This is a genomic window from Nocardioides sp. (genome assembly GCF_036405735.1).
Classification (GTDB): Bacteria; Actinomycetota; Actinomycetes; order Propionibacteriales; family Nocardioidaceae; genus Nocardioides.
On the sequence record NZ_DASWXC010000044.1, the window covers coordinates 1 to 25,225 of the forward strand.

26 protein-coding genes, 1 tRNA gene and 2 rRNA genes are annotated in these 25,225 nt (G+C 73.0%); 2 read left to right on the plus strand and 27 right to left on the minus strand.

Annotated features, from left to right (window positions below; all coding sequences use genetic code 11):
• Positions 1-144 precede the first annotated feature (144 nt).
• The 14 genes from VGE38_RS06670 to ald form a co-directional block, all read right to left on the minus strand.
• Positions 145-218, minus strand: a tRNA-Pro gene (locus VGE38_RS06670).
• Between the two features lie 67 nt (positions 219-285).
• A complete protein-coding gene (gene der / locus VGE38_RS06675; protein WP_331141752.1) occupies positions 286-1,656 on the minus strand; it encodes a ribosome biogenesis GTPase Der in 1,371 nt (456 codons plus the stop codon).
• Positions 1,657-1,691: 35 nt separating this feature from the next.
• Positions 1,692-2,483: a lysophospholipid acyltransferase family protein gene (locus tag VGE38_RS06680; RefSeq protein ID WP_331141753.1), complete on the minus strand. Its 792-nt coding sequence runs from the start codon at positions 2,481-2,483 to the stop codon at positions 1,692-1,694.
• Positions 2,480-3,175 (minus strand): (d)CMP kinase, encoded by a 696-nt coding sequence (gene cmk, locus VGE38_RS06685; protein WP_331141754.1) that lies wholly within the window; start codon positions 3,173-3,175, stop codon positions 2,480-2,482. Before cmk ends, VGE38_RS06680 begins: the two co-directional genes overlap by 4 nt.
• 11 nt (positions 3,176-3,186) lie before the next feature.
• Positions 3,187-4,260, minus strand: a complete 1,074-nt coding sequence (locus VGE38_RS06690; RefSeq protein ID WP_331141755.1) for a prephenate dehydrogenase — start codon at positions 4,258-4,260, stop codon at positions 3,187-3,189.
• A gap of 104 nt (positions 4,261-4,364) precedes the next feature.
• Positions 4,365-5,126: a pseudouridine synthase gene (locus VGE38_RS06695; RefSeq protein WP_331141756.1), complete on the minus strand. Its 762-nt coding sequence runs from the start codon at positions 5,124-5,126 to the stop codon at positions 4,365-4,367.
• The gene (scpB, locus tag VGE38_RS06700) at positions 5,123-5,779 is read right to left on the minus strand and encodes an SMC-Scp complex subunit ScpB (protein WP_331141757.1); all 657 of its coding nucleotides are present in this window, start codon (positions 5,777-5,779) and stop codon (positions 5,123-5,125) included. Before scpB ends, VGE38_RS06695 begins: the two co-directional genes overlap by 4 nt.
• A complete protein-coding gene (locus tag VGE38_RS06705) occupies positions 5,776-6,666 on the minus strand; it encodes a segregation and condensation protein A (protein WP_331141758.1) in 891 nt (296 codons plus the stop codon). The genes scpB and VGE38_RS06705 overlap by 4 nt, the downstream gene beginning before the upstream one ends.
• Before the next feature lie 32 nt (positions 6,667-6,698).
• Positions 6,699-7,049: a hypothetical protein gene (locus VGE38_RS06710; RefSeq protein WP_331141759.1), complete on the minus strand. Its 351-nt coding sequence runs from the start codon at positions 7,047-7,049 to the stop codon at positions 6,699-6,701.
• Entirely contained in the window at positions 7,034-7,903 is an 870-nt protein-coding gene (locus tag VGE38_RS06715) for a ParA family protein (RefSeq protein WP_331141760.1), read from the minus strand. The genes VGE38_RS06710 and VGE38_RS06715 overlap by 16 nt, the downstream gene beginning before the upstream one ends.
• 157 nt (positions 7,904-8,060) lie before the next feature.
• Positions 8,061-8,351 carry a GNAT family N-acetyltransferase gene (locus tag VGE38_RS06720; RefSeq protein ID WP_331141761.1) on the minus strand — a complete coding sequence of 97 codons (291 nt, stop codon included), beginning with the start codon at positions 8,349-8,351 and terminating at the stop codon, positions 8,061-8,063.
• An 80-nt stretch (positions 8,352-8,431) separates the two neighbouring features.
• Complete coding sequence (locus VGE38_RS06725; RefSeq protein ID WP_331141762.1) at positions 8,432-8,734, minus strand: GIY-YIG nuclease family protein; 303 nt, start codon at positions 8,732-8,734, stop codon at positions 8,432-8,434.
• Between the two features lie 103 nt (positions 8,735-8,837).
• On the minus strand, positions 8,838-11,366 hold the full coding sequence (locus VGE38_RS06730; RefSeq protein ID WP_331141763.1) for a DEAD/DEAH box helicase: 2,529 nt from the start codon (positions 11,364-11,366) through the stop codon (positions 8,838-8,840).
• Between the two features lie 65 nt (positions 11,367-11,431).
• A complete protein-coding gene (gene ald, locus VGE38_RS06735) occupies positions 11,432-12,550 on the minus strand; it encodes an alanine dehydrogenase (RefSeq protein ID WP_331141764.1) in 1,119 nt (372 codons plus the stop codon).
• Positions 12,551-12,619: 69 nt separating this feature from the next.
• Here ald and VGE38_RS06740 point away from each other — a divergent pair, with 69 nt between their 5' ends.
• Positions 12,620-13,168 (plus strand): Lrp/AsnC family transcriptional regulator, encoded by a 549-nt coding sequence (locus tag VGE38_RS06740; protein WP_331141765.1) that lies wholly within the window; start codon positions 12,620-12,622, stop codon positions 13,166-13,168.
• A 16-nt stretch (positions 13,169-13,184) separates the two neighbouring features.
• Here VGE38_RS06740 and xerD read toward each other — a convergent pair whose 3' ends face one another.
• From xerD to VGE38_RS06790, 10 genes are read right to left on the minus strand one after another with little or no spacing between them, the layout of a single operon-like run.
• Positions 13,185-14,141 carry a site-specific tyrosine recombinase XerD gene (gene xerD, locus VGE38_RS06745; RefSeq protein ID WP_331141766.1) on the minus strand — a complete coding sequence of 319 codons (957 nt, stop codon included), beginning with the start codon at positions 14,139-14,141 and terminating at the stop codon, positions 13,185-13,187.
• A complete protein-coding gene (locus tag VGE38_RS06750) occupies positions 14,138-14,728 on the minus strand; it encodes an NUDIX domain-containing protein (RefSeq protein ID WP_331141767.1) in 591 nt (196 codons plus the stop codon). Before VGE38_RS06750 ends, xerD begins: the two co-directional genes overlap by 4 nt.
• 4 nt (positions 14,729-14,732) lie before the next feature.
• Positions 14,733-16,418, minus strand: coding sequence for a CTP synthase (gene pyrG, locus VGE38_RS06755; protein ID WP_331141768.1), 1,686 nt, complete (start codon positions 16,416-16,418; stop codon positions 14,733-14,735).
• Between the two features lie 11 nt (positions 16,419-16,429).
• Positions 16,430-17,281, minus strand: coding sequence for a copper transporter (locus VGE38_RS06760; protein ID WP_331141769.1), 852 nt, complete (start codon positions 17,279-17,281; stop codon positions 16,430-16,432).
• Complete coding sequence (steA, locus tag VGE38_RS06765; protein ID WP_331141770.1) at positions 17,278-18,435, minus strand: putative cytokinetic ring protein SteA; 1,158 nt, start codon at positions 18,433-18,435, stop codon at positions 17,278-17,280. Before steA ends, VGE38_RS06760 begins: the two co-directional genes overlap by 4 nt.
• A gap of 59 nt (positions 18,436-18,494) precedes the next feature.
• Positions 18,495-20,255 (minus strand): DNA repair protein RecN, encoded by a 1,761-nt coding sequence (gene recN, locus VGE38_RS06770; protein WP_331141771.1) that lies wholly within the window; start codon positions 20,253-20,255, stop codon positions 18,495-18,497.
• Positions 20,248-21,174, minus strand: a complete 927-nt coding sequence (locus VGE38_RS06775) for an NAD kinase (RefSeq protein ID WP_414690897.1) — start codon at positions 21,172-21,174, stop codon at positions 20,248-20,250. The genes recN and VGE38_RS06775 overlap by 8 nt, the downstream gene beginning before the upstream one ends.
• Positions 21,175-21,209: 35 nt before the next feature.
• A complete protein-coding gene (locus VGE38_RS06780) occupies positions 21,210-22,067 on the minus strand; it encodes a TlyA family RNA methyltransferase (protein WP_331141773.1) in 858 nt (285 codons plus the stop codon).
• Between the two features lie 8 nt (positions 22,068-22,075).
• The gene (locus tag VGE38_RS06785; RefSeq protein WP_331141774.1) at positions 22,076-22,252 is read right to left on the minus strand and encodes a hypothetical protein; all 177 of its coding nucleotides are present in this window, start codon (positions 22,250-22,252) and stop codon (positions 22,076-22,078) included.
• Between the two features lie 10 nt (positions 22,253-22,262).
• Positions 22,263-23,267, minus strand: coding sequence for an HAD-IIA family hydrolase (locus tag VGE38_RS06790; protein WP_331141775.1), 1,005 nt, complete (start codon positions 23,265-23,267; stop codon positions 22,263-22,265).
• Between the two features lie 23 nt (positions 23,268-23,290).
• Between VGE38_RS06790 and VGE38_RS06795 the strand changes: the two genes are divergently transcribed.
• Positions 23,291-24,427, plus strand: coding sequence for a DUF1015 family protein (locus tag VGE38_RS06795; protein ID WP_331141776.1), 1,137 nt, complete (start codon positions 23,291-23,293; stop codon positions 24,425-24,427).
• Here the strand turns inward: VGE38_RS06795 and VGE38_RS06800 are convergent.
• The 3 genes from VGE38_RS06800 to VGE38_RS06810 all read right to left on the minus strand — a co-directional run.
• Complete coding sequence (locus VGE38_RS06800) at positions 24,387-24,725, minus strand: single-stranded DNA-binding protein (RefSeq protein WP_331141777.1); 339 nt, start codon at positions 24,723-24,725, stop codon at positions 24,387-24,389. The genes VGE38_RS06795 and VGE38_RS06800 overlap by 41 nt on opposite strands.
• A 187-nt stretch (positions 24,726-24,912) precedes the next feature.
• Positions 24,913-25,029: ribosomal RNA gene (rrf, locus tag VGE38_RS06805) — 5S ribosomal RNA — on the minus strand.
• A gap of 93 nt (positions 25,030-25,122) precedes the next feature.
• Positions 25,123-25,225 (minus strand): 23S ribosomal RNA (locus tag VGE38_RS06810); the annotation flags it as partial.

Consider the following 25,225-nt stretch of genomic DNA (forward strand, 5'->3'; position numbering starts at 1 on the left):
TCCGCGACCTCGTCATCGACCCCGACCGCGACTACCAGCCCACCGGAACACCCGCCGACACCACCCGACCGACCCCGAAATGACAACTCCCGGACCTACCAGTTGTAGGTCCGGGAGTTTCCGATGTCCTGAGACATCACACGGTCGGGCTGACAGGATTTGAACCTGCGACCCCCTGACCCCCAGTCAGGTGCGCTACCAAGCTGCGCTACAGCCCGCCGCCCTCCGAAGAAGGCTCGCGAAGCCTAGCGCAGCTCGCTCCGGCGCCGGGAATCGGGGTCGGGCTCAGCGCTTGCGCTTCTCGCGCACCCGCTGCTGCAGCACGATCGGGGTGCCGACGAAGCCGAACTCCTCGCGCAGGCGGCGCTCGATGAAGCGCTCGTAGGAGGCGTCGAGCTTGCCCGAGGTGAACAGCACGAACGTCGGCGGCGCCGTCGTCGGCTGCGTGCCGAAGAGGATCTTGGGCTGCTTGCCGCCGCGCACGGGGTGCGGGTGCTCGGCCACGAGCCGGCCCAGGAAGGTGTTGAGCGCGCCGGTGCCCACGCGGGTCTCCCAACCGGCCAGCGCCTTGTCGAGCGCCGGCACGAGCCGGTCGATGTGCCAACCGGTCCGCGCGGTGATGTTGATGCGGGGCGCCCACTGCACCTGCACCAGCTCGCGCTCGATCTCGCGCTCGAGGTAGTAGCGCCGCTCGTCGTCGACGAGGTCCCACTTGTTGAACGCGATCACGAGCGCGCGGCCCGCCTCGCGCACGGTCTGCAGGATGCGGACGTCCTGCTCGGCGATGCTCTGCTCGGCGTCGAGGACGAGCACCGCCACCTCGGCCCGGTCGATGGCTGTCGCGGTGCGCAGCGAGGCGTAGTACTCGTGGCCCGATGCCTCCTTGACCCGCTTGCGGATGCCGGCGGTGTCGATGAAGCGCCAGGTCCGGCCGCCGAGCTCGACCAGCTCGTCGACGGGGTCCACTGTGGTGCCGGCCACGTTGTCGACGACGACCCGCTCCTCCCCCGCCAGCTTGTTGAGCAGCGAGGACTTGCCGACGTTGGGGCGGCCGACGATCGCGACCCGGCGCGGGCCGCCGACCTCCTCGCCATCCGGGAGCGGCGGCGGCTCGGGCAGCGCATCCAGCACGGCGTCGAGCAGGTCGCCCGAGCCCCGGCCGTGCAGCGCGGAGACGGGGAACGGCTCACCCAGGCCGAGGTTCCACAGTCCGGCGGCCTCCGCCTCGGTGCGCTGGTCGTCGACCTTGTTGGCCGCCAGCACGACCGGCTTGCCGGAGCGGCGCAGCACCTTCACCACGGCCTCGTCGGCGTCGGTGATGCCGACCGTCGCGTCGACGACGAACAGCACGGCGTCGGCCAGGCTCACGGCGATCTCGGCCTGGGCAGCGATCCGCTCGGCCAGACCCCGGGCGTCGGGGTCCCAGCCGCCGGTGTCGACGACGGTGAACGCGCGCCCGTTCCAGTCGGCGTCGTAGGAGACCCGGTCGCGGGTGACGCCGGGCCGGTCCTCCACCACGGCCTCGCGGCGCCCGATGATCCGGTTGACCAGGGTGGACTTGCCGACGTTCGGGCGACCGACGACGGCGAGCACCGGCACCGGGCCCGTGGGCGCGTCGGCGTCGTCGTACGGCGCGGGGATGTCGTGCTCAGTCATCGTTCTCCTTGAGGCGGGTGCCGGCGGCAGGGCCGTCAGCGGGGGCCATCGGGGCCATCGGGATCGGTGATCCCCGTGGCGGGATCGGGGTCGAACTCGTTCGCGGGCAGCGGGCCCGGTAGGGAGAGCCCGGTGTCGGCCAGCGCGCGGTCCAGCTCGACCAGCATGTGCTCTCTGAGCAACCGCGCGGCGGTATCGACTTGTTCCCGGGTCCGCGGCCACGGCCGCGCGGGGAAGGCGAGGGGCTCGCCGTACCAGAGGTCGATCCGCGCCCCCTTCGGCGGCACGGAGTCGATGTGCCCGCCCGGAAGCCGGCTGCCCAGGAACGTGAGGGGTACGACGGGCGCGCCGGTGACCAGCGCCAGGTACGCCGCGCCCCGGTGGAACCGGTCGAGCGTGCCGGGGCCGCGCGTCCCCTCGGGGAAGACGCCCACCACATGGCCGGCGTCGAGCACCGCCAGGCAGGCGCGTACGGCGGCCGGGTCCGGGTGGAACCGGTCCACCGGGATCTGCCCGCTGTGGCGCAGGAAGGCGCCGGTGCGGCCCTCGAACATCTCGACCTTGGTCAGGGCGTGCACGGCACGCGGTCCTGCGATGGCCATCAGCGGCCCGTCCAGGATGCCGATGTGGTTGCCCGCGACGATGACGGGGCCGTCGCCCGGCACCCGGTCGGCGTGGTGGACCCGGAGGTCGTAGCGCTGTCGCAGCAGCGCCCGGGCGAGGGTGCGCACCGGACTGGCCAGGAGGTAGCGCGGCGGGCGGCTCGCGCCATGGCGCCGGCTCTCGCTGCGCGGCGGGGCCGGCCCGCGCAGCGGCCGGCTGCTCACGCCCGGGCCTTCGCGCTCTCCACCAGGGCGACCACCCGCTCGATGACCTGCTCGAGGGTGTAGGGCGTGGTGTCGAGGTGGACGGCGCCGTCCGGGACCGCCAGCCCGCCACGCGTGGAGTCGATCCGGTCGCGGCTCTCGAGCGATGCCTGGACGGCGGCGGCGTCGCTGCCGCCCTCCTCGAGGGCCCGCCGGGCAGCGCGCGCCGCGGGGTCGGCGGTGACGTAGAGCTTCAGGTCGGCGTCGGGCCAGACCGCCGTGCCGATGTCGCGGCCCTCGACGACGATGCCGGCGCCGTGCAGCGCCTCGCGGATGACGTCGCGCTGCAGTGCGACCAGCCGGGCGCGCACCTCCGGGACGGTGGCGACCGGCGAGACGTGGGCGTTGACGGCGTCGCTGCGGATCTCCTCGGAGACGTCCACGCCGTCGAGGGTGATCGCCGGCGAGAGCGGGTCGGTGCCCGACTCGATGACCGGGTCGGCGACCCGGGCGGCCACCGCGGTCGCGTCGTGGACGTCGACGTCGTGGGCGAGCATCCACCAGGTCATGGCCCGGTACTGCGCACCGGTGTCGAGGTAGCGCAGCCCGAGCCGGTCCGCCACACCACGGGACGTGCTGGACTTCCCCGAGCCGGAGGTGCCGTCGACAGCGACGACGATGCCCTGGTTGCCGGTCACGGTGCGCTCGCTCACGGGGCGGCAGCCTACCGGTGCGTGACCCAGCCGCGGGATTCGAGGGAAGCGACCAGGTGCTCGGCCCGGTCACGGTCCACCACCAGCTCGACGAGCCCGACCGGGCGGCCCGGGTCGTGGTCGATGTGGACGTCCTCGATGTTGACGCCGATCTCGCCGGCGTCGGCGAACAGGCGGGCCAGCTCGCCGGGGTGGTCGGGCACCGAGACGAAGACCGACCCGGTAGGCCGGGCCGGACCGCCGTGCTTGCCCGGAATCTGCCGGGTGCCGGTGACGCCCCGGTCGAGCAGCGCCTCGAGGCCGGTGCGGTCACCGGCGGAGACGGCGGCGATGAGGGCGTCCAGCTCGGCCCGCACCTCGGTCAGCAGGGCGGCGACGGCCTTCGCGTTCCCGGCGACGATCTGGCCGTACAGCGCCGGGTCGCCGGCAGCCACCCGGGTCACGTCACGCACGCCCTGGCCCGACAGCGCGAGGTGCGCCTGCGGGGCGTCGGTGAGCCGCGCGGCCGTGAGGGCCGCCATCAGGTGCGGCACGTGGGAGATCCGGGCGACGGCACGGTCGTGCTCGTCGGGCGGCAGCGTCACCGGCACCGCGCCACAGATCCGAGCGAGCGCCTCGACGAGCCGGATGGCGGCGGCGTCGGCCCGGGCGTGGGGCGTGACCGCCCAGGGACGGCCGTCGAAGAGGGCCTCGCTGGCCGCCAGCGGCCCGGAGCGCTCGCTGCCGGCCATCGGGTGGCTGCCGACGTACCGCTCGACGTGCGGGTGGTCCGCGACCGCCGCCAGCGGGGCGCCCTTGACGCTGCCGACGTCGGTGACGACGCCGCCGCGACGGTCGAGCACGTCGGCGATGACGGTCCCGAGCTGGTCGGGCGGCACGGCGACGACGATCAGCTGCGGCTGGTCCTGCGGTGTCGCCGCGCGGCCCGCGCCGAGCCCGGTGGCGGTGCGGACGTGCTCTCGGGAGGTGTCGGACAGGACGACCTCGAGCCCGGCCCGCCGGCACGCGAGCGCCACGGAGGTGCCGAGGAGCCCGGCCCCGACGATCTCGACGGGGCCGGCCAGGGCACTGTGCGCGACGTCCACGGGCGACAAGGCTAACGGGCAGCTGCCCGCACCCCGCCACCCCTGCCACCGCCGGGCGCTGAGCACGAGGCGGCTGGGCGCTGGGCGCTCTCGGGAGGAGGGAGCTACAGCTGGGTGGCGTCCAGGAGCTCGCCGAGCTCCTCGCCGGTGAGCTCCCGCATCTCCCCCGGCTTGAGCCGGCCGAGCCGGACCGGCCCCAGCTGGGTGCGGGTGAGCCGGGTGACGGGGTGACCGACATGGTCCAAGAGCCGTCGAACGATCCGGTTGCGGCCCTCGTGGATCACCAGCTCGACGATCGACTTGGCCGGGTTGGCCTCGATGACGCGGGCCTTGGAGACCGTGACCGGCCCGTCCTCCAGCGTGACCCCGGCGAGCAGCTGCTTGATCACCTTGGGCCACACCTGACCGGTCACCTCGGCGACGTAGGTCTTGTCGACCTCGTAGGAGGGATGCGCCAGCCGGTGCGCGAAGTCCCCATCGTTGGTGAGGATGATCAGGCCCGAGGTGTCGGTGTCGAGCCGACCGACGTGGAAGAGCCGCTCGGGCCGGTCGGCGACGAGGTCCTGCAGCGTGCGCCGGCCCTCGGGATCCGACATCGTGGACACGACGCCACGGGGCTTGTTGAGGACGAGGTACACCTTCCCAGAGACCGGCGGCAGCCGCCGCCCGTCGACCCTGATCAGGTCGGTGGCCGGGTCGACCTTCGTGCCCAACCGAGTGACGACCTCGCCGTTGACCTCGACGAGTCCGTCGAGCATCAGCTCCTCGCTCTTGCGACGCGACGCGACGCCGGCGAGCGCGAGCAGCTTCTGCAACCGGATGCGCCCCTCGTCGTCGAGCGGCAGGTCGGGCCGGCCGTCGTTCACCGCTGGTCCTCCGCCGGCTGGTCCCCACCCGGAGTCTCGTCCGGAGTCTGGGCCGGCCCGCCGATCGCGCGGGCGAGCTCGTCCTCCATGTCGTCCATCTCGGGGAGGTACGGCGCGAGCTCCGGCAGCTCGTCGAGGCTGGTGACGCCGATCCGCTCGAGGAAGTAGCCGGTGGTGCGATACAGGTTCGCTCCGGTTTCGGCGTCCTGCCCGGCCTCCTCCACGAGGCCGCGCGCCAGGAGCGTGCGCATCACGCCGTCGACGTTCACGCCACGGATGGCCGAGACCCGGGCCCGCGAGACCGGCTGCTGGTAGGCCACGACGGCGAGGGTCTCCAGGGCCGCCTGCGTCAACCGCGCCTGCTGCCCCTCCAGGACGAACCCCTCCACGACGGGGGCGTACTCCTCACGCGTGTAGAACCGCCAGCCACCCGCGACGTTGCGCAGGTCGAAGCCGCGGCCCTGCTCCGTGTACTCATTCGCGAGCCCGGCGAGCGCGGCCGTGACCTCCTCGACGGGGTAGCCGACGGCGGTGGCGAGGCTCGCGACGTCCAGCGGCTGGTCGGCGACCATCAGCACCGCCTCGAGGGCCGGCCGCAGCTCGGTGAGGGGTACGGCGAGCCTCTCGCCCGGTCCGGCTGTCTCCTGGGTCATTCCTGCTCTTCCTCCGTAGGACGGTCGGTGGCCGGCTCGTCGGGCGGCACGGGCGCGCCGTCGAACTCGTCGTGCACGAGGTCGTCGGCGCTCGCGTCGTCCTCGCCGGTCCACCGCACAGTCAGCTCCCCCAGCGGCGTCATCTGGTCGAAGGCGACAGCGCCCTCGCGGAACAGCTCCAGCAGCGAGAGGAACCGCGCCACCGTCGTGAGTGTGTCCGGGGAGTCGCCGCACAGGGCACGGAACGTCAGCGTCCCGGAGCGTCGCAGCCGCTCCACCACGACGGCGGCCTGCTCCCGCACGCTGACCTTGGGTGCGTGGATGTGGTGCAGGGTCAGCTCCGGGGGCCCGGGCTTCGGGGCCAGCGCCTTGGCGGCGAGCCGGGCGAACTGGTCCAGGCCGATGCCGATCAGGACCTCCGGCAGCAGCGTCGCGTAGCGCTCCTCGAGGCCGACGGCACGCGGGTGCCGCCGGGACTCCTCGGCCAGCCGCCGCTCCAGCACGCCGGCGACCTGCTTGAAGGCCTTGTACTGCAGCAGCCGGGCGAACAGCAGGTCGCGTGCCTCCAGCAGCGCGAGGTCCTCCTCGTCCTCGACGTCGCCGGCCGGCAGCAGCCGCGCGGCCTTCAGGTCGAGGAGGGTGGCGGCGACGAGCAGGAACGAGGACGTCTGCTCGAGGTCCCACTGGACCGGGCTCCCGGGGGCGCTTCCGGCCTTGACGTGGGCGATGAACTCGTCGGTGACCTGTGAGAGCGACACCTCGGTGATGTCGAGCTTGTGCTTGGCGATCAGGCTGAGCAGCAGGTCGAAGGGGCCCTCGAAGTTGTCCAGCCGCACCGCGAAGCCGTGCTCGGTCCCCTCGCCGCCGGCGACCTGCGCGGCGGACACCTCGGACGACCTGGAGGCCCCGACCGTCAAGGTCACTCCTCCGTCAGACGGCGCACGAGGGCGCTCTCGGCGCCGTTCTCCTCGAGGTCGGCCAGGGCGAGCGCGACGGCCTCGCGGACCAGGCGGCCGCGGTCGACGGCCAGACCGTGGGAACGTCGCAGCGCCAGTCGAGCGTGCTCGATGTCGAGGAGCTCGTCGGAGGTGATGTAGACGGTCATCTTCTCGTCGTGCTTCACGCGCCCGCTCGGACGCTTCGGGGCGCCGGTCGCGCCCGGCTCCGGCACGGCCGGCCCCGGGGCGGACGCCCCTGAGTCCGGCCCGCCCGTCGGAGCGGTGGGGCGGAAGAGGTCGTCGGCCCTCGGCAGGCTCACGCGGCGCGCCACCGGGCGAGCACCTCCCTCGCGAGCTGCCGGTAGGAGTCGGCGCCTGCGGAGTCGGAGGCGAACTCGGTGATCGGCTCGCCTGCGACCGTCGCGTCGGCGAACTTCACGGTGCGCCGGATGACGGTGTGGAAGACGGTCTCGCCCCACGCCTGCACCAGGGTGGCCATCACCTCGCGGCTGTGCAGGGTCCGGCCGTCGAACATCGTGCCGAGGAAGCCGTCGACCACGAGACGCGGGTTCAGCCGCTTGCGCACCCGCTCGATGGTGTCGGTCAGCAGCGCGACGCCGCGCAGGGCGAAGTACTCCGACTCCAGCGGGACGATCACCGAGTCCGACGCGGTGAGCGCGTTCACCGTGAGCAGGCCCAGGGACGGCTGGCAGTCGATGAGGATGACGTCGTAGAACGGCAGCGCGTCGGCGAGCTTGTCCTTGAGCACCTGCTCACGCCCGACCTCCGAGACCAGCTGGATCTCCGCGCCCGCCAGGTCGATGACCGCCGGCAGCACGTCCATGCCCTCGATGCCGGTGGGCCGGACGATGTCCTTCCAGGTGACGTCGGCCGCCATCAGCAGGTCGTAGGTGGAGACCTCGATCTCGTTGGGGTCCAGCCCGACCCCGACCGAGAGCGAGCCCTGCGGGTCGAGGTCGATCAGCAGCACCTTGCGGCCGTACTCCACGAGAGCGGCGCCGAGGCTGATCGTCGTGGTCGTCTTGCCGACGCCGCCCTTCTGGTTGCACAGCGCGACGACGCGGGCAGGGCCGTGGGAGGTGACGGGCTCCGGCTCGGGGATCGACGGCAGCGGCCGACCTGTCGGCCCCAGCGTGGTCTCGAACGGCAGGGCCTCGTCGGTCACGGTGCTCCCCTTCGGTGTGCGTCGGTGGTGGTCAGGCGATCGCCATAAGTCGACACGACGACTCGTGCTGGCCTCGGGCGAGAGTATGACCGGGCCCGACACCGCCACAAGCGGCGGGGCGACGTACGTGGTCCGCTGCCCACCCTGTGGCTGCCCGCTACCCGGCCTGGCGCACCAGGTCCTGGTAGTCGGGATGCTTCTCGATCCAGCCCCGGATGAACGGGCACAGCGGCACGACGTCGCGCTCCCCGGCGGCTCGCACGTCGTCGAGCGCACCCCGAGCGAGCTGCGACCCGACACCCCGGCCACCGAACCTGTCGTCGACCTCGGTGTGGGTGAACACGACCGACCGCTCGCGCAGCCGGTAGGCCGCGAAACCGGCCAGCTCGCCGTCCAGCCAGGCCTCGTAGCGGTGCTCGTCCGGATTGTTGCGTACCTCGACAGCCATGTCCCCGACCCTACTGCGCGTCGTTCGCTGGTCGAGTAGCCCCGCGAGGAACGAGCGGGGCGTATCGAGACCACGCGACCTCACGTCGACGGACGACGCCGCTCGAAGTCCTTCTTCGCCAAACCGGGCAACGCCGAATACTCGCCCCGGATCAGCGCCTCCCGCTTCGCGCGCGACCACCCCTGGATCCGCTTCTCCCAGAAGAACGCCTCCCCGACGTGCTCGTGCTCGGCCTGCCAGACCAGCTCAACAGGACGGCGGCGCTTGGTGTACTCCGCACCCATGCCGTTGCTGTGCTCCCACAACCGCTTCTCAAGGTTGCGGGTGCTGCCGACGTAGTAGGAGCCGTCCGCGCAGCGGAGGATGTAGGTGAAGGCAGACATGGCGGAAGTCTTCGCCACCGCTCATACGTCGTCGAACGCTTCTCCACAGCGGTCTCGATACGCCCTCGCCTAGCGGCTCGGGCTACTCGACCAACGAAGTGCGTCACTCGCCAAGCCGGCGCAGGGCGGTGGTGAGCAGCACCAGCTCGCCCAGCGCGTCGGTGGCGTCGAGGTCGACGTCCGCCTCGACGACCCAGTCGTGGTGTCCCTCGGGATCGGAGATCGTCTGCCGCACGTGGCGCACGCGCACGCCGTCGACGACCTCGTCGTACGACGACAGGTACCGCGGCCCGCGGGCGTCCGCGTCGACCAGGACCTCGTCGTGCTCGCCGTAGTACTCCTCCAGCGCCGCGTCCCAGTCTGCCCGGCCGACCAGCGGCTCCCGGCCGGCCCGCTCGGCGGTCGCGCGGTCGAGCGCCACCAGCCCGGACAGGTCGTCCCGGGCGACGAGCTCGACGCGGCGCCACATCGCGTTGCGGATCATGACGGCGAAGGCCCGGGTCTGCTGGCTGAGCGGGCGCGGCGGTGGCGGCGGCTCGTGGTGGGCCACGTCCGGGCGGGCGTGGCCCGGGTCGGCGAGCGCCTCCCACTCGTCGAGGAGCGAGGAGTCGGTCTGCCGCACCGTCTCCCCCAGCCACTCGGTGAGCTCCTCCAGCTGCGGGGTGCGGTGCGCCTCGGGCACGGTGTGGAGCAGCGTCTTGTAGGCGTCGGTGAGGTAGCGCAGCACCAACCCCTCCGAGCGGGCCAGCTGGTAGCGGCCGACGAAGTCGGTGAACGTCATGCCCTGCTCGAAGATCTCGCGCACGATCGACTTCGGCCCGAGCGCGTCCTCGGGCAGCCATGGGTGGGAGTGGCGGTAGGTCTCGTAGAGACCCTCGAGCAGCTCCGCGAGCGGCTGCGGCCAGGTGATCTCCTCGAGCAGCGCCATCCGCTCGTCGTACTCCAGCCCGTCGGCCTTCATCTCCGCGATGGCCTCTCCCCGGGCGGCATGCTGCTGGGCGAAGAGGATCTGGCGGGGTGCCTCGAGCACGGACTCGACCACCGAGACGACGTCGACGGTGTGCGTCGGGCTCTCGACGTCGAGGACGTCGAGAGCGGCCAGTGCGAAGTGCGCCAGCGGCTGGTTGAGCGCGAAGTCCGCAGGAAGGTCCTCGGTCAGGACGTAGCGGCGCCCGGCCGCATCCGGCTCGTCGAGGCGCCGCAGCACGCCGGAGTGCACGAGGCTGCGGGTCAGCCGCAGCGCCCGGCGCGCGAGGCGGAGCTGCGAGCGGCGCTCCTCGTGGTTGTCCGTGAGCAGCCGGCGCAGCACCGGGAAGGCGTCCTCGTCGCGGGCGACGACGTTGAGGATCATCGCGTTGTCGACCTTCATCCGCGACGTGAGCGGCTCGGGCTTGCCCTCGACCAGCTTGGTGAAGGTCGCCTCGCTCCACACGACGGTGCCCTCGGGCGGCTTCTTGAGCTGTGCCTTGGAGTTCTTCTTGCCGGCCGCCTGCCGCTCGGCTGCCTTGGCCTTGGCGCGCTCGTTCTCGATCACGTGCTCGGGCGCCTGCACGACGACGTACCCCGCGGTGTCGTAGCCGGCGCGGCCCGCCCGGCCGGCGATCTGGAGGAACTCGCGCGAGCGCAGCACGCGCTGCTTGCGGCCATCGTACTTGGCGAGCGCGGTGAACAGCACGGTGCGGATGGGGACGTTGATGCCGACGCCGAGGGTGTCGGTGCCGCAGATGACCCGGAGCAGCCCGGCCTGTGCCAGCTGCTCGACGAGTCGCCGGTACCTCGGCAGCATCCCCGCGTGGTGGACGCCGATCCCCTTGCGGAGGAGCTGGCCCAGCGTCTTCCCGAAGCCCGCTCCGAACCGTACGCCGGCCAGCCGCTCCTTCAGCTCGTCGGATCCCGCCGCGCCGCTCGCGACCTTCGCCCAGTCGGCCTTCAGCAGTGACGTCGCGTGCTCGACGGCCGCGGCCTGGGTGAAGTGCACGACGTAGACCGGTCCCTGACCGGTGGTGACCAGCTCCTCGAGCGTGTCGTCGAGAGGGGTGAGCGACCAGGTGAACGTCAGGGGCACCGGCCGTTCGGCCTGGTCCACGATCGCCGTCTCCCGCCCGGTGCGGCGCGTGAGGTCCTCGGCGATCGCCGTCAGGTCACCGAGGGTGGCCGACATCAGCACGAACTGCGCCTGGGTCAGCTCGAGCAGCGGCACCTGCCACGCCCAGCCGCGGTCCGGCTCGCCGTAGTAGTGGAACTCGTCCATCACCACGAGACCGACGTCGGCCCGGGTGCCCTCGCGCAGGGCGATGTTGGCCAGCACCTCCGCCGTGCAGCAGATGACGGGAGCGTCCGGGTTGACGCTGGCGTCCCCGGTGAGCATGCCGACGTTGTCGGCCCCGAGCACCTCGCACAGGTCGAAGAACTTCTCGCTGACCAGCGCCTTGATGGGCGCGGTGTAGAACGACACCCGGTCGGTCGCCAGCGCGGCGGCGTGGGCCGCCAGTGCCACGAGCGACTTGCCAGAGCCCGTCGGCGTGGCCAGGACGACGTTGCTGCCGGAGAGCAGCTCCAGGATCGCCTCGTCCTGGTGCGGGTAGAGGCTCAGCCCGCGGCTCGCGGCGTACGACGCCACCGCGTCGTACACGGATTCCGGGCTCGCCCCCGGAGCGGGCACCCAGGCGCCCGCGCGAGGAGTCGTGCCGACGGCGGTCAGGCGAGCACCTCGGCCGGTGTCACGGCGGCGACTCCCACGGCCTCGCCCACCGGCACGTTCGTGAGCCGCCCCGCGTGGGTGTTGAGCCCGAGGGCGAGCGAGCCGTCCTCGCGGCATGCGCGCTCCCAGCCCTTGTCGGCCAGCGCGACGACGTAGGGCAGGGTCGCGTTGGTGAGGGCGTAGGTCGAGGTGTTCGGGACGGCGCCAGGCATGTTGGCCACACAGTAGAACGTCGTCTCGTGGACCTGGTACGTCGGGTCGGCGTGCGTCGTGGGACGGGAGTCCTCGAAGCAGCCACCCTGGTCGATCGCGATGTCGACCAGGACCGCTCCGGGCTTCATCTGGGCGACCAGGTCGTTGCTCACCAGCTTCGGCGCCGCCGCGCCGGGGATGAGCACCGCGCCGATGACCAGGTCGGCCTCGCGCAGCTGCTCCTCGATCGCCAGCCGGGAGGAGGCCAGGCCGTGCACCCGGTTGTGGTAGCGCCAGAACGACATGCGGAGCTTGTCGAGGTCGGTGTCGAGCAGGGTGACATCGGCCCCCATCCCCAGCGCGATGTTCGCGGCGTTCTGGCCCGAGACGCCGGCTCCGATGATGACAACCTTGGCGTTGGCCACGCCACCGACCCCGCCGAGCAGCACTCCCCTGCCGCCCTGGGCCTTCATCAGCGCGTGCGCGCCGACCTGCGGCGCGAGGCAGCCCGCCACCTCGGACATGGGGTAGAGCAGCGGCAGTGCGCCGGACGGCAGCTGGACCGTCTCGTAGGCGATGCCGGTGACCTTGCTCGCCAGGAGCCGCTCGGTCAGGGGCTTGTCGGCCGCCAGGTGCAGGTAGGTGAAGAGCGTGAGGCCCTCCCGTAGCCGGTGGTACTCCTCGGCCACCGGCTCCTTGACCTTCAGCACGACGTCCGCGGCACCCCACACCTCGTCCGCGTCGTCGAGGATGCGAGCGCCCGCGGCGACGTACTCCGCGTCGGGGATCTGCGAGCCGACACCGGCTCCGGCCTGGACCACGACGTCGTGCCCATGGGTCACCAGCTCATGGACGCCGACCGGGGTGATGGCCACGCGGTACTCGTGGTTCTTGACTTCCTGCGGAACGCCGATCGTCGTCATGTCAGCGATTCTCAGCGCCTTCTTCGGCACAACACCAGAGTGCTGAACAAGATTCGCTACATTGCCGCCATGACCGCCGTTTCGTCGGACGATCCCCAGCGAGGCGCGCCGCGCCCGAACGATGTTCGGCCGCCGGCCGTCCTGGACCGGCCCGGCGTGGCCGCGCCGGCCCTCGACGAGGTGGACCGGCTGCTGCTCGCCGAGCTCTTCGCGGACGCGCGCCAGCCGAACAACGCGCTCGCCGCCAAGGCCGGCATCGCGCCGTCGACCTGCCTGGGACGGGTGCGCGCCCTGCGCGAGTCCGGCATCCTGCGCGGCTTCCACGCCGACATCGACCCCGCACTCGTCGGCAGGCCGCTGCAGGCGATGATCGCGGTCCGGATGAAGGGCCACGCCCGGGCGCGACTGGAGGCGTTCCTGGAGGACCTGGCCGGTCTTCCGGGCGTGCTCAACGTGTTCCTGCTCGGCGGCGGCCACGACTTCTTCGTCCACGTCGCCGCGGCGGGCACCGACGGACTCAACGCCTTCGTGATCGAGCACCTGTCCAGCAACCCCGACGTGGCGCTCACCGAGACCAACCTCATCTTCCAGCACGCTCGCGCGACCCGCTGGAGCTGAGCGGTCGGCGCCGCCCTCAGCGGGCGCGCGGATGCGCCGCGGCGAAGACCTGGCGCAGGTTCTCAACGGTGACCAGCGTGTAGATCTGGGTCGTCGTCACCGAGGCGTGCCCCAGCAGCTCCTGCACGACCCGGACGTCGGCGCCGCCGTCGAGCAGGTGGGTGGCGAAGGAGTGCCGCAGCGTGTGCGGCGACACGTCACCGGTGACGCCGGCGCGCTCGGCCGCCCGGACCAGGACCGTCCACGCCGACTGGCGGGAGAGCCGCCCGCCCCGTGCGTTGAGGAACAGCGCTCCCCCGGCGCCTCCCGCGGACGCCAGCTCCGGGCGGCCGCGCACGAGGTAGGCCTGCACCGCCTCCCGGGCGTAGCTGCCGACCGGTACGAGCCGCTCCTTGCCACCCTTGCCGCGCAGCAGCACCGTGCCGTCGGCGCCGGAGGCGCCCCAGTCCAGGTCGTCCACGTCGAGCCCGACCGCCTCGGAGATCCGGGCACCGGTGCCGTAGAGCACCTCGAGCAGCGCGCGGTCCCGGAGTGCCAGCGTCGTGCCGGGCGCACCCGCCGCGTCGAGGATCGCCTCGACGTCGGCCAGCGGGAGCGCCTTGGGGAGCCGCTTCGCCGGCCGAGGCGGACGTACGCCGCCGGCAGGGTCATCCGCCGCCAGCCCGTCGGCCACCGCGAACTTGTGGAAGCCGCGCACGGCGACGACCGTCCGGGCCGCCGAGCTGGCGCCCAGCGCCGGGTGGTCGGCGTCGCCCTCCCGCAGCCGGGCCAGGAAGTCGGTCACCGTGGACTCGCTCACCTGGTCGAGCTCGGTGATCCCGACGGCGGCGAGGAACTCCTGGTAGCGACGCAGGTCGCGCCGGTAGGAGGCCAGCGTGTTCGCGGCGACGCCGCGCTCGACGGTGAGGTGGTCCAGGTAGGCCCGCACCGCTCGGCCGACGGACCCGACACGGGGCTGCGCTGGGCTGCTCACCGCGCCACGCCCACCAGGCCTCGCGCGTGCGCACTGAGCACGGCGACGATCACCGGCGCGTCGGTCACCCGGCCGGCGAGCACCGCGTCGAACAGATCCGCGAACGGGACCCGGAGCAGCTCCATGTCGGCCTCTTCGTGCACCAACGCGAAGTCGCCGCGCGAGACCTCGCTCAGGCCCTTGGCCAGGTAGTAGTGGATGACCTCGGCGGAGATGCCGGGAGAGGAGAATGCCGAGGTGAGGTGGGTCCACTCCGCGGCGGCGAGCAGCGCCTCCTCGCGCAGCTCGCGGCGGGCCACCTCGAGCGGATCCTCGCCGTCGGCGTCGCACAGCCCGGCCGGCAGCTCCAGGAAGCGGCGTCCGGCCGGATGCCGGTACTGACGCAGGCAGACGACCTGCTCGTCGTCATCGACGGCGAGCACGACGGCGGCGCCCGGGTGCTCCAGCACGAGGCGCCGGAACGGCTCGTGCTCCGGGTCGGACGGCGGCACGACCATGTCGGCCCGCAGCGCGACCACCCAGTCGTCGCGGTGCAGGTCCTCGGAGTCGACGACGCGCCAGCGCTCGTCCTCGTCCCAGGCCCTCACGCGATCACTCGGCGGGCTCGACGTAGAGCTTCGACTCGTCGATCGGGAAGCGCTGCTCCTTCTGGCGGGCGATGGCGGCGCCCACCAGGCCCTTGAACAGCGGGTGCGGGCGGGTCGGCCGCGACTTCAGCTCCGGGTGGGCCTGCGTCGAGACGTAGTAGGGGTGGACCTCGCGCGGCAGCTCCACGAACTCCACGAGGCTGTCGTCCGGCGAGGTGCCGGAGAACACCAGCCCGGCGGCCTCCAACCCCTCGCGGTAGGCGTTGTTCACCTCGTAGCGGTGGCGGTGGCGCTCCTGGACGGTCGCCTCGCCATAGACCTCGCGGGCGATCGAGCCCTCCTTGAGCGCCGCCGGGTAGAGGCCGAGCCGCATGGTGCCGCCGAGGTCGCCGGCGCCCTCGACGAAGGCCAGCTGCTCGGCCATCGTGGCGATGACCGGCTCGGGCGTGTCGGCGTCGAACTCGGTCGACCCGGCCTTCTCCAGGCCCAGCACCTCGCGGGCGTACTCGATGACCATGCACTGGAGGCCCAGGCAGATGCCGAGGGTGGGGATGCCATGGGTGCGGGTGTAGGTGAGGGCGCCCAGCTTGCCCTCCAGGCCACGGATGCCGAAGCCGCCGGGGACCAGCACGGCGTCGACGTCGTGGAGGTGCTTGGCCGCACCGGCGGGGGTCTCGCACTCGTCGGAGGCGATCCAGCGCAGGTTCACCTTGGCCTCGTGGGCGAAGCCGCCGGCCCGCAGCGCCTCGGCCACCGACAGGTAGGCGTCCGGCAGGTCGACGTACTTGCCCACCAGCGCGATCGTCACCTCCTCCTTGGGGTGGTGCACCCGGCGGAGCAGGTCGTCCCACAGCGTCCAGTCGACGTCGCGGAACGGCAGGCCCAGCTTGCGGACGACGTACGCGTCGAGGCCCTCGCGGTGCAGGACCTTCGGGATGTCGTAGATGCTCGGCGCGTCGGCGGCGGTGACCACGGCCTCCTCGTCGACGTCGCACATCAGCGCGATCTTCGACTTGATGCCCTGCGGCAGCTCGCGGTCGGCGCGGCACACGACGGCGTCGGGCTGCAGGCCGATCTGGCGCAGCGCGGCGACGGAGTGCTGGGTCGGCTTGGTCTTCAGCTCCTTGGAGGGACCGATGTAGGGCACCAGCGAGACGTGGACGAAGAAGACGTGGTCGCGCCCGATCCGCTGCCGCACCTGCCGGGCCGCCTCCAGGAAGGGCAGCGACTCGATGTCGCCGACGGTGCCGCCGATCTCGGTGATGACCACGTCGACCTCGGGACCGTCCATGGCCAGGATCCGGTCCACGATCTCGTTGGTGATGTGCGGGATCACCTGCACGGTCTCGCCCAGGTAGTCGCCGCGACGCTCCTTGGCGATGACGTTGGAGTAGACCTGGCCGGTGGTGACGTTCGCGTGGCCCGAGAGGTCGGCGTCCAGGAACCGCTCGTAGTGGCCGATGTCGAGGTCGGTCTCGGCCCCGTCGTTGGTCACGAAGACCTCACCGTGCTGGAACGGGTTCATCGTGCCCGGGTCGACGTTGAGGTAGGGGTCGAGCTTCTGCATGGTGACCCGCAGACCACGCGAGCGCAGGAGCCGGCCGAGGCTCGATGCCGTCAGGCCCTTCCCGAGCGAGGAGGCGACGCCTCCGGTGACGAATACGTGCTTGGTCTGGGCGCCCGACTTCATGGACCTCGATGCTATCCCAGCGGGACCGCTCCATCGATTCCTGACGCGCCGAAGCTGCCACCACCGCCGGAGATCTGTCGCACGAGTGCCAGCACCGAGGCCACGCGGCCGGCGGCCGTCTCGCTGCCGTCGACGGTCGCCGCGGTGGGGGCGCCCTCGCGGACGGCGGCGAGGTCGGCCGCCTTCGTGGGGGCCGTGACCACGACGCCGTGCGCGCCGGCGGCGAGCCCGGAGACGAGTCCGGAGGCGATGGCATCGTCCAGATCGGCACCGGCCACCACGAGCACGAGCGGCGCCACGCCGGCCGTCCCGGGGTCGGAGATCAGCGAGCCCGCGACCAGGCTGCGGCGGATGGTCGCCGCTCCCGCGGAGGCCGGTCCGGCGGCGCCGCTGGTGGCGACGGCGGCCGCCACGAGGCGGCCGATGCGGGGGTACGTCGTGGCGGCGGGGTCGACCACGCCCGGCACCTGCTCGGCCAGCTGGGTGCCGAAGGTGTCGACCAGGACCTTCTGGCCCGGCGCGGTCAGTCCGGCCGTGACGTCGGTGCGGCTGGCCACCGAGCCACCGGCAGCGACGATCTCGTCGGTCAGCGCCTTCACGACCACAGCGTCGGCCCCCGGCAGCGTCACGAGCGCGACGCTCTGGCCCGCGAGCCGGCGACCGTATAGCCCCGGTGCGACGGCGGCGGCGAACGCGTCGGGGAACGTCTGCGCCTCCCCACGGGGCGCGGCCGACCGCGGTCGGGTCGCCGTGTCGTCCTCGCCCTGCAGCGGCCCGGCACCCAGGCCGAGGCCGACGGCCAGTGCGAAGCAGGTCGAGACGGCCGGCAGCCACCGGCTCCCGGCGATCATCCGCGTCGTCACCGGGCCAGCTCCTGAACCTGCGCCACGGCCTCACTGGCCCAGTCGTGGCCGACCGGCGTCGAGGCGACGGCTGCCGCGACCGCGGCGAGCCCGGCCAGCACGGTGCCGAGCAGGTGCCAGGGCTTGACCCGCCCGGTGTAGAGCCGGGGCAGGACGGCCGCGTCGACCAGGCGGGGTCCGACGACCAGCCGGCCGAGGTAGCCGCCGGCCAGGCCCGGGCGGCGGCGGTCCAGGAACTCCTCCAGGCTCGCCGGCAGCCCGGCCGCCACGACGACGGAGGCGTCCCTGCCCGCGAGCAGGAGTGCGGCCTCCTCCGGCGCGAGCGTGGTGACCAGCACCCGCGGGGAGATCCCCATCCGGCTCAGGCTCTCGGTGGTGCCGTTCGGCGCGTCGGCCGTGCGGCAGACCACGACGTCGCGCGCAGCGCGCAGGACCTTCGCCGCCGGCAGCGGCGTCGCCGGCGACACGACGACCACGTCGGCGCGGACCCGGCGCTCGCGCAGACGCTCCGCCACGCCACCGACCGCGATCACCGCCGGCCGTTGCTCGCGCACGAAGCGACGGGTCCGACGCAGCACGTCGACCGGACCGGCTCCGTCCGCGACGACGAGCACAGGGCGACCGGCGACCCGGGTCTCCAGCCGGGGCAGGCCGGCCTCGCCCAGCAGCAGGTCCTGCTCGCGGCGGAGCAGCGCGGTGCTGTTGTGGACCAACGTCTCGAGTTGCGACTGCAGGCCGGCTCGCGCGTCGTCCATCGCGGCCCGGACGTCGGCCAGCGTGACCTCGCGCCCCTGGCCGAGCAGTCGGCTGCCGTCGTACACGCCACCGTCGCGGACCTGCACGATCTCGTCGTCGGGCAGCGCCGCGAACGCCTCCTCCCCGATCGCCTCGACCAGCCCCACGCCGGCCTCGGCGAGCAGTTCGGCGCCGAGGCTGGCGTAGCGACCCGAGAGCATCGGCTGCACGTTGAGGACCGCGGCGACGCGCGCGGCGAGCAGCGCCTGCGCGGTGGCACGGTCCAGGTCGACGTGGTCGATCACCGCGACGTCGCCGGGCTCCAGGACCCGGAGCAGGGCGCTGGTGGGACGTCCCTTGCGGACTGGGCCGGCGAGGCCGGCGGGGGCGGAGGCGGTCTGCCGGGTGGGGAGTCTCATGGCCCCGCCATCTTCACATCCGGGCCCGGCCGGTCCCGGCAGCCGCCGTCCCGGGCGTGTCAGCGGTCCTCGCGCGCCACCTCGAGCAGTTCCCGAGCGTGGGCCAGGGCGGTGTCGGACTCGGCCAGGCCGGCCAGCATCCGCGAGAGCTCCCGCTCGCGGCCGGGGCCGTCGAGCACGGTCAGTCCGGAGCTGGTGACGGTGCCGTCCCCGGACTTCTGGACCAGCACGTGCTGATCGGCGTAGGCGGCCACCTGCGGCAGGTGGGTGACCACCAGCACCTGCGCGGTGCGGGCCAGCTCGGCCAGCCGCCGGCCGATCTCGACCGCAGCAGCGCCACCGACGCCGGCGTCCACCTCGTCGAAGACGAAGGTCGGGACCGGGCTGGTGCCGGCCAGGGCGACCTCCAGGGCGAGCATCACGCGCGACAGCTCGCCGCCCGAGGCGCCCTTGTGGAGCGGCCGCGGGTCGGAGCCGGCGTTGGCCGCGAGCAGCAGCTCGACCTCGTCCAGGCCGCTGCTGCCGTAGCGCAGCCACCGGTCGCCGACGCGCAGCGGGGCATGTGGCGCGGCCGGATCACCCGTTTCGACCTCGTGCTGGCCCACGCGGACGGAGAGCCGGGCGTGCGGCATCGCCAGCAGCCCGAGCTCCGCGGTGACCTCCGCCGCCAGCCTGGTCGCCGCCTCGGCCCGCGCCCGTGAGAGCCGGTCGCCGAGGTCGGCCAGCGACCCGCGGACCTGCTCGCGCTCGGCGCGCAGCGCCTCGATGCGGTCGTCGGTGCCGTCGAGCGCCAGCAGCCGGCGGCTGGACTCCTGCGCCCAGGCGAGCACGTCGTCGATGGTGTCGCCGTACTTGCGGGTCAAGGCGGTGAGGGCGGCGCGGCGCTCCGAGACAGCCGCGAGACGGGCGGGGTCGGTGTCGATGCGGGAGGCGTACGACGCCACGTCGGCGGCCAGGTCGGAGAGCAGGTAGGTGATCTCGGCGAGCCGGTCCGCCAGCTCGCCGGCCTCGGCGTCGTGGTCCCGCACACCGTCGAGCAGGCCACGGGCGGCCGCGGCCGCGCTGAGGGCATCCGGGCCGCCGGCGTCGCTGGACAGCGCCTCGTGTGCCTGCGCCGCGGCCGTCCGCAGTGTGTCGGCGTAGCCCAGTCGGGACTCCTCCGCCGCGAGGGCGGCCTCCTCCCCCGGCTGCGGGTCGACCGCCTCCACCTCTCCGAGCCCGAAGCGGAGCAGGTCCGCCTCACGGGCGCGCTCGCGCGCATGGGCGGTGACGTCGGCGAGCTCGGCTTCGATCTCACCCAGCCGCCCGAAGGCCGCGGCGTACGCCGTGCGCAGTTCGGCGACCGGCGCACCGGCGAACCGGTCCAAGGCGTCCCGCTGGGCGCGTGCCTGGAGCAGACGATGCTGGTCGGACTGACCGTGGACGGCGACCAGCGGCGCGGCGAGGTCGGCGAGGCTGGCGACGGGCACCGACGCTCCCCCGACGAACGCCCGTGAGCGTCCCTGTCCCGACGAGGTCTGGGCGGCGACGGTACGGGCGAGCACCACCCGGTCGTCCTCCACCTCGCCGCCCAGCTCGTCGACGGCGGCGGCCAGCGCGGGGAGCCGCTCGGTGACCACGACCCCCTCGACCCGGGCGGTGCGAGCACCGGAGCGGACCGCCCCGGAGTCGGCGCGCCCACCCAGCAGCAGCCCGAGCGCGGTGACGATCATGGTCTTGCCGGCACCGGTCTCGCCGGTGATCACGGTCAGCCCGGGGCCGAGCTCGAGCGTCGAGGCGTCGATCACGCCCAGGGACGAGATCCGGATTTCCTCAAGCATGGGCGTCTCCCCTCGGCGTGCTGCGGCGGCGCTCGGCAGCGCCGCGCCATCCGTCGACCGGGAGGTCGAACTTCGCGACCAGCCGGTCGGTGAACGGCGCGGTGTGGAGCCGCACCAGCCGGACCGGCTGGTCGCCGCGGGTGACCTCGATGCGGGCGCCGGGCGGCAGGTCGAACGCGCGGCGGCCGTCGCACCACAGCACCCCGCCACCCGCGGTGCGACTGAGCACCTCGACCGCGAGCTCGGAGGACGGGGCCACGACCAGTGGCCGGGCGAAGAGGGCGTGGGCGCTGATGGGCACCATCAGCAGCGCCTCGACGCCGGGCCACACGATCGGCCCGCCGGCGCTGAAGTTGTAGGCGGTCGACCCGGTCGGGGTCGCGCACACCACGCCGTCGCAGCCGAACCGTGACAGCGGGCGGTCGTCGACCTCGATGACGACCTCGAGCATGCGCTCGCGGGAGGCCTTCTCGACACTGGCCTCGTTGACGGCGAAGGTGCGGAACACCTCGACGCCGTCGGTGCTCACCCGGACGTCGAGGGTCAGCCGGTCCTCCGCCGTGTAGCGGCGGTGGACGATGGCCTCGATGGTGGACTCGACGTCGTCGGACTCCGCCTCGGCCAGGAACCCGACATGGCCGAGGTTGACGCCCAGCACCGGTGTGCCCGAGGCGTGGGTGACCTCGGCGGCGCGCAGGATGGTCCCGTCGCCGCCGATGACCAGGACGAGCTCACAGCCGTCGGTCGGCTCGCGGTCGGGGCCGGTGAGCTCGACGAGCCCGGCGTACGCCGCCGGCTCGATGCCGAGGTCGGCAGCCTCCTCGTCGGGCAGCCGGACCACGATGTCGTGCCCGGCCAGCGCCTTGCAGAAGGCGACGGCGACCTCGCGTGCCTCGGCGCGACCCGTGTGGGTGAGCATGAGGACGCGGCGCGTGCCGATCGTGGGACTGGGCGTCACTGGTCAAGCCTCTCATCCGACGCCGACGGTGCCGTGAGCTGCGCCATCCCGGCCTTGTCGTGCACGGCCTGGCTGATGTCGTCCGCCGTGAGAGATGCGGGACCACGGCGCAGCCAGAGGAAGAACTCCACGTTGCCCGACGGGCCCGGCAACGGGCTCGTCGTGACGGCCCGGGCGCCCCAGCCGCGGGCCGCGGCGGCGGACGCGACCCCGTTGACGGCCTCGGCGCGCAGCTCGGCGTCACGGACGACGCCGCCCTTGCCGACGCGCTCCTTGCCGACCTCGAACTGCGGCTTCACCATCAGGGCGAGGTCGCCGTCCTCCACGGTGACGGCGGTGAGCGCGTCCAGGACCAACTCGAGGGAGATGAAGGAGAGGTCCCCGACCACGACGTCGACGGGGCCGCCGATCAGGTCGGCCGTGAGGTCGCGGACGTTCGTCCGGTCGTGGACGACCACCCGGTCGTCCTGCTGGAGCTTCCAGGCGAGCTGGCCGTACCCCACGTCGACGGCCACCACCTGCGCCGCGCCGTGGCGCAGCAGCACGTCGGTGAAGCCGCCCGTGGACGCGCCCGCGTCCAGGCAGCGCCGGCCCGCGACGCTCAGGCCGAGCGGCGCGAACGCCGCCAGGGCACCGGCCAGCTTGTGCCCGCCGCGGGAGACGTAGTCCGGGGTGAGCGGGTCGTCCTTGACCACGATGGCGACATCGGTGGTCACCCCGGTGGCCGGCTTGGTGGCGACCACACCCGAGACCGTCACGCGACCCGCGGCGATGAGCTCGCTCGCATGCTCGCGCGAGCGGGCCAGCTTGCGCCGGACCAGCTCGGCGTCGAGGCGGAGGCGACGAGGAGGCATCGACGCGCCTAGCTGCCGGCGTCCAGGGCGCGGCGCAGCTGCTCCTGGGCACGCTCGAAGACCGCGACGTGCTCCGCGACCGGCAGCGTGTCGAGGTCGTCGACTGCGGCGAGCACCGCGTCCACCTCGGGCACTCCCGTGCCGCCGGGGGTGCCGGTCTCGCTTGGGGTCAGATCCTCGGACATGGCGCTGAGGTTACCCGGCGGGAGGCGTCACGACGTCGCTGACGTCGGCGGGCGCGCCCGTCTCGTCCAGCCAGGCCCAGCACGCCGCCGCCGCCGCGCGCCACCAGTCGCCGGCCGCGCCGGAACCGGTGACCGTCAGCCGTCCCCCGCCGGTGACGCGGGCCTGCCAGCCGGGCGCGTGACCGACGCCGTCGACGACGGCGACCGCCGGGTGCGGGTCGAGCAGCCCGCCCAGATCGGCGGCGAGGTACGTCGGCCGCTGGGACGTCGGCGTGCTCGCGAGCTCGCTCAGTCCGGTCACCCCGGTGAGGACGAGCAGCGAGTCCACGCCGGCGTTGGTCGCGCCCTCGATGTCGGTGTCCAGCCGGTCCCCCACCATCAGCGGGCGACGACCGCCCACCCTGCGGACGGTCTCGTCGAGCAGCGGGCGTGCCGGCTTCCCGGCCACGACGGGCTCCACGCCGGTGAACCGGCGCAGCATGTCGACCAGGACGCCGTGACCCGGCGCCGTGCCGTAGGCGGTCGGGATGCTCAGGTCCGTGTTGCTCGCGACCCACCACAGGCCGTCGCGGACCCGCACCGCGGCGCGCATGACGTCGCGCCACAGCACGTCGGGGCCGTAGCCGGTCACCAGCGCAGCCGCCTCCGCCTCGACGCCGACCGGTACCAGGTCCTGCTCGCGCAGCGCCTGCTCGAGACCGGCCGCGCCGAGCAGCACCACCGGCGCCCCGGGCCCGAGCCGCTCCCGCAGCACGTGGGCCGCGGCCTGGGCGGAGGTGACGACGTCATCCGGCGTGGCCGGCACACCGAGCTCGACCAGGTGGTCGGCGACGACCTGCGGCGGCCGGGACGCGTTGTTGGTGATGAACGCGAGCCGGAGGCCCGCCGCGCGCGCAGCCGCCAGGTGTTCGGGCGCCCCTGGGACGGCCTCCCCGCTGACGTAGACCACGCCGTCCAGGTCGAGCATGGCGAGGTCGTAGTGCGCCGCCAGTGGCAGCGCCGAGGGGGCGAGCATGGGGCGGACTCTACGATGCATGGATGGACGCCAGTGCAGCCGTGCCGCCGCCGTACGTCGCCGCGCCGCTGCACCTGCACCCGTTCCGGGCCCACGTACTGCAGGCGTCCCGGGTCGGCGATCCGGCCGCCGCCCGTCTCTTCGCATGCCCGTACCGCGCCGTCTCCGAGCGCTTCGGTGCGTGGCGTGAGCGGGGGCACCTGACGAGCGACACCGGCACCGCGGTGTACCTCCACGAGTACACCGCCTCCGGCATCACGGTCCGCGGTTGGGTCGGCGCCCTGGACCTGACGCGCCGCGCGCACGGCCCCGAGGACCGCGGGGTGCTCCCCCACGAGGGCGTGCACCCCGAGCAGACGACCGAGCTGGCCGACCGGATGGCGGAGATCCGCATCGATCCTGCGCCGATCCTGCTGCTCCACCGGGCCGCGCCGGAGCTCGCCGACCTGACCCGCCGGGTGGCGAGCCGTACGCCGACCTGGGAGCTGCAGGACCGCGCCGAGCAGCGGCACCGGATCTGGGCGGTCCGGGACGAGGTCGACCAGTCCGTGCTCAACGCCTCGCTCGGCCGCGCCCTCCTGGCCGACGGCCACCACCGTTACGCCGCCTACCTCCAGCTCCAGGCTCGCTTTCCCGGCAGCGCCGCCGACCACGGCCTTGCCATGGTCGTGGACCAACACGACACCCCGCTCTTCCTGGGGCCGATCCACCGCGTGCTGGTCGGCACCACGCTCGACGACCTCGTCGCGGGAGCCGAGCGTGCGGGGCTGCCCGCGCGGGAGGTGACGTCACCGGGGTACGACCACCTGGCCGCCGCCACGGCCGTCGCCACCGACGGCGAACGGGCCGTCGCACTCCGGCTGCCAGTGACCAGCGAGCACGAGCCCACCATGGTGGAGCGCATCCACCGCGACCTGGTGCCGGCCCTGGCACACGCCCCGCGAGAGGTGCTGTACCGGCACTCGGTCGAGGAGACGGTGAACACGCTGTCGGCCCACCAGGGAGTCGCACTCCTGCTTCCTGCGCCGACCTACGAGCAGGTGCTGACGACGGCGGAGGCGGGGCGGCTGCTGCCGGAGAAGGCGACCTCGTTCCAGCCCAAGCCGAGCGTCGGCCTGCTCATGCGCTCGCTCGTCGACGAACCCGCCGCGCTCCGCTGACCTCGACCTCGACGCGGGACGCCGCGCTGGCCCCAGCCCGGAAGAAGCGCCGTCGCACGGCGCCGGTCACCTCGACGACGTCATCGGCCTCCCACCGCGACACCGAGCGACGCAGTCGCGTCGACCAGACCGCGCAGTCGATGACGTCAACGCGCTGCCGCGAACCGCTGCCCCCGCCGCCGCGGGCGACGATGACGCGGAACGTCGTGACGGCGTCGCCGCTGGGCAGCGTGCGCACTTCGGGAGCCGCACTGATCCGGCCGATCAGGCGGACCTCGTTGACCGTAGGTGCCTCCATGGCACATCACCTCCACCGCCGAGCCTCCGTCCCAGGACCGACGCCGACGCGCCACGAGCGACGCCATCGTGGATATGGCCATCGCGAATACGGCCTGTGGACGGAGAACGGCCCGATCCGGCCGAGCAGAAGTGGTGCTGAAATGGCAGCAGGGCCACCTCCGAGGAGGTGGCCCTGCGCAAGATATGTCCGGCGGCGTCCTACTCTCCCACAACCTCTCGGTTGCAGTACCATCGGCGCTGAAAGGCTTAACTTCCGGGTTCGGGATGGGACCGGGTGTTTCCCTTTCGCTATGGCCGCCGTAACTCTAGCGGTTGCGACATGCAACCAAAACTGGAATCACGATTACTCATGAATTAGTGGACGCGAGCGGTTCGTTGGTTTTGCAAAGTGTTTGTAAGACAAGCCCTCGGCCTATTAGTACCGGTCGGCTGGGCATTGCTGCTGTACACCTCCGGCCTATCAACCCAATAGTCTGTTGGGGGCCTTAACCCACAAGG

Bases quoted from the DNA above. Each gene is read 5' to 3' on its own strand.
- der (WP_331141752.1), bottom strand. From the start codon at position 1,656: ATGACTGAGCACGACATCCCCGCGCCGTACGACGACGCCGACGCGCCC.
- scpB (WP_331141757.1), bottom strand. From the start codon at position 5,779: ATGACCCAGGAGACAGCCGGACCGGGCGAGAGGCTCGCCGTACCCCTC.
- VGE38_RS06720 (WP_331141761.1), bottom strand. From the start codon at position 8,351: ATGGCTGTCGAGGTACGCAACAATCCGGACGAGCACCGCTACGAGGCC.
- VGE38_RS06725 (WP_331141762.1), bottom strand. From the start codon at position 8,734: ATGTCTGCCTTCACCTACATCCTCCGCTGCGCGGACGGCTCCTACTAC.
- ald (WP_331141764.1), bottom strand. From the start codon at position 12,550: ATGACGACGATCGGCGTTCCGCAGGAAGTCAAGAACCACGAGTACCGC.
- VGE38_RS06740 (WP_331141765.1), top strand. From the start codon at position 12,620: ATGACCGCCGTTTCGTCGGACGATCCCCAGCGAGGCGCGCCGCGCCCG.
- pyrG (WP_331141768.1), bottom strand. From the start codon at position 16,418: ATGAAGTCGGGCGCCCAGACCAAGCACGTATTCGTCACCGGAGGCGTC.
- steA (WP_331141770.1), bottom strand. From the start codon at position 18,435: ATGAGACTCCCCACCCGGCAGACCGCCTCCGCCCCCGCCGGCCTCGCC.
- recN (WP_331141771.1), bottom strand. From the start codon at position 20,255: ATGCTTGAGGAAATCCGGATCTCGTCCCTGGGCGTGATCGACGCCTCG.
- VGE38_RS06775 (WP_414690897.1), bottom strand. From the start codon at position 21,174: ATGCTCACCCACACGGGTCGCGCCGAGGCACGCGAGGTCGCCGTCGCC.
- VGE38_RS06780 (WP_331141773.1), bottom strand. From the start codon at position 22,067: ATGCCTCCTCGTCGCCTCCGCCTCGACGCCGAGCTGGTCCGGCGCAAG.
- VGE38_RS06785 (WP_331141774.1), bottom strand. From the start codon at position 22,252: ATGTCCGAGGATCTGACCCCAAGCGAGACCGGCACCCCCGGCGGCACG.
- VGE38_RS06790 (WP_331141775.1), bottom strand. From the start codon at position 23,267: ATGCTCGCCCCCTCGGCGCTGCCACTGGCGGCGCACTACGACCTCGCC.
- VGE38_RS06795 (WP_331141776.1), top strand. From the start codon at position 23,291: ATGGACGCCAGTGCAGCCGTGCCGCCGCCGTACGTCGCCGCGCCGCTG.
- VGE38_RS06800 (WP_331141777.1), bottom strand. From the start codon at position 24,725: ATGGAGGCACCTACGGTCAACGAGGTCCGCCTGATCGGCCGGATCAGT.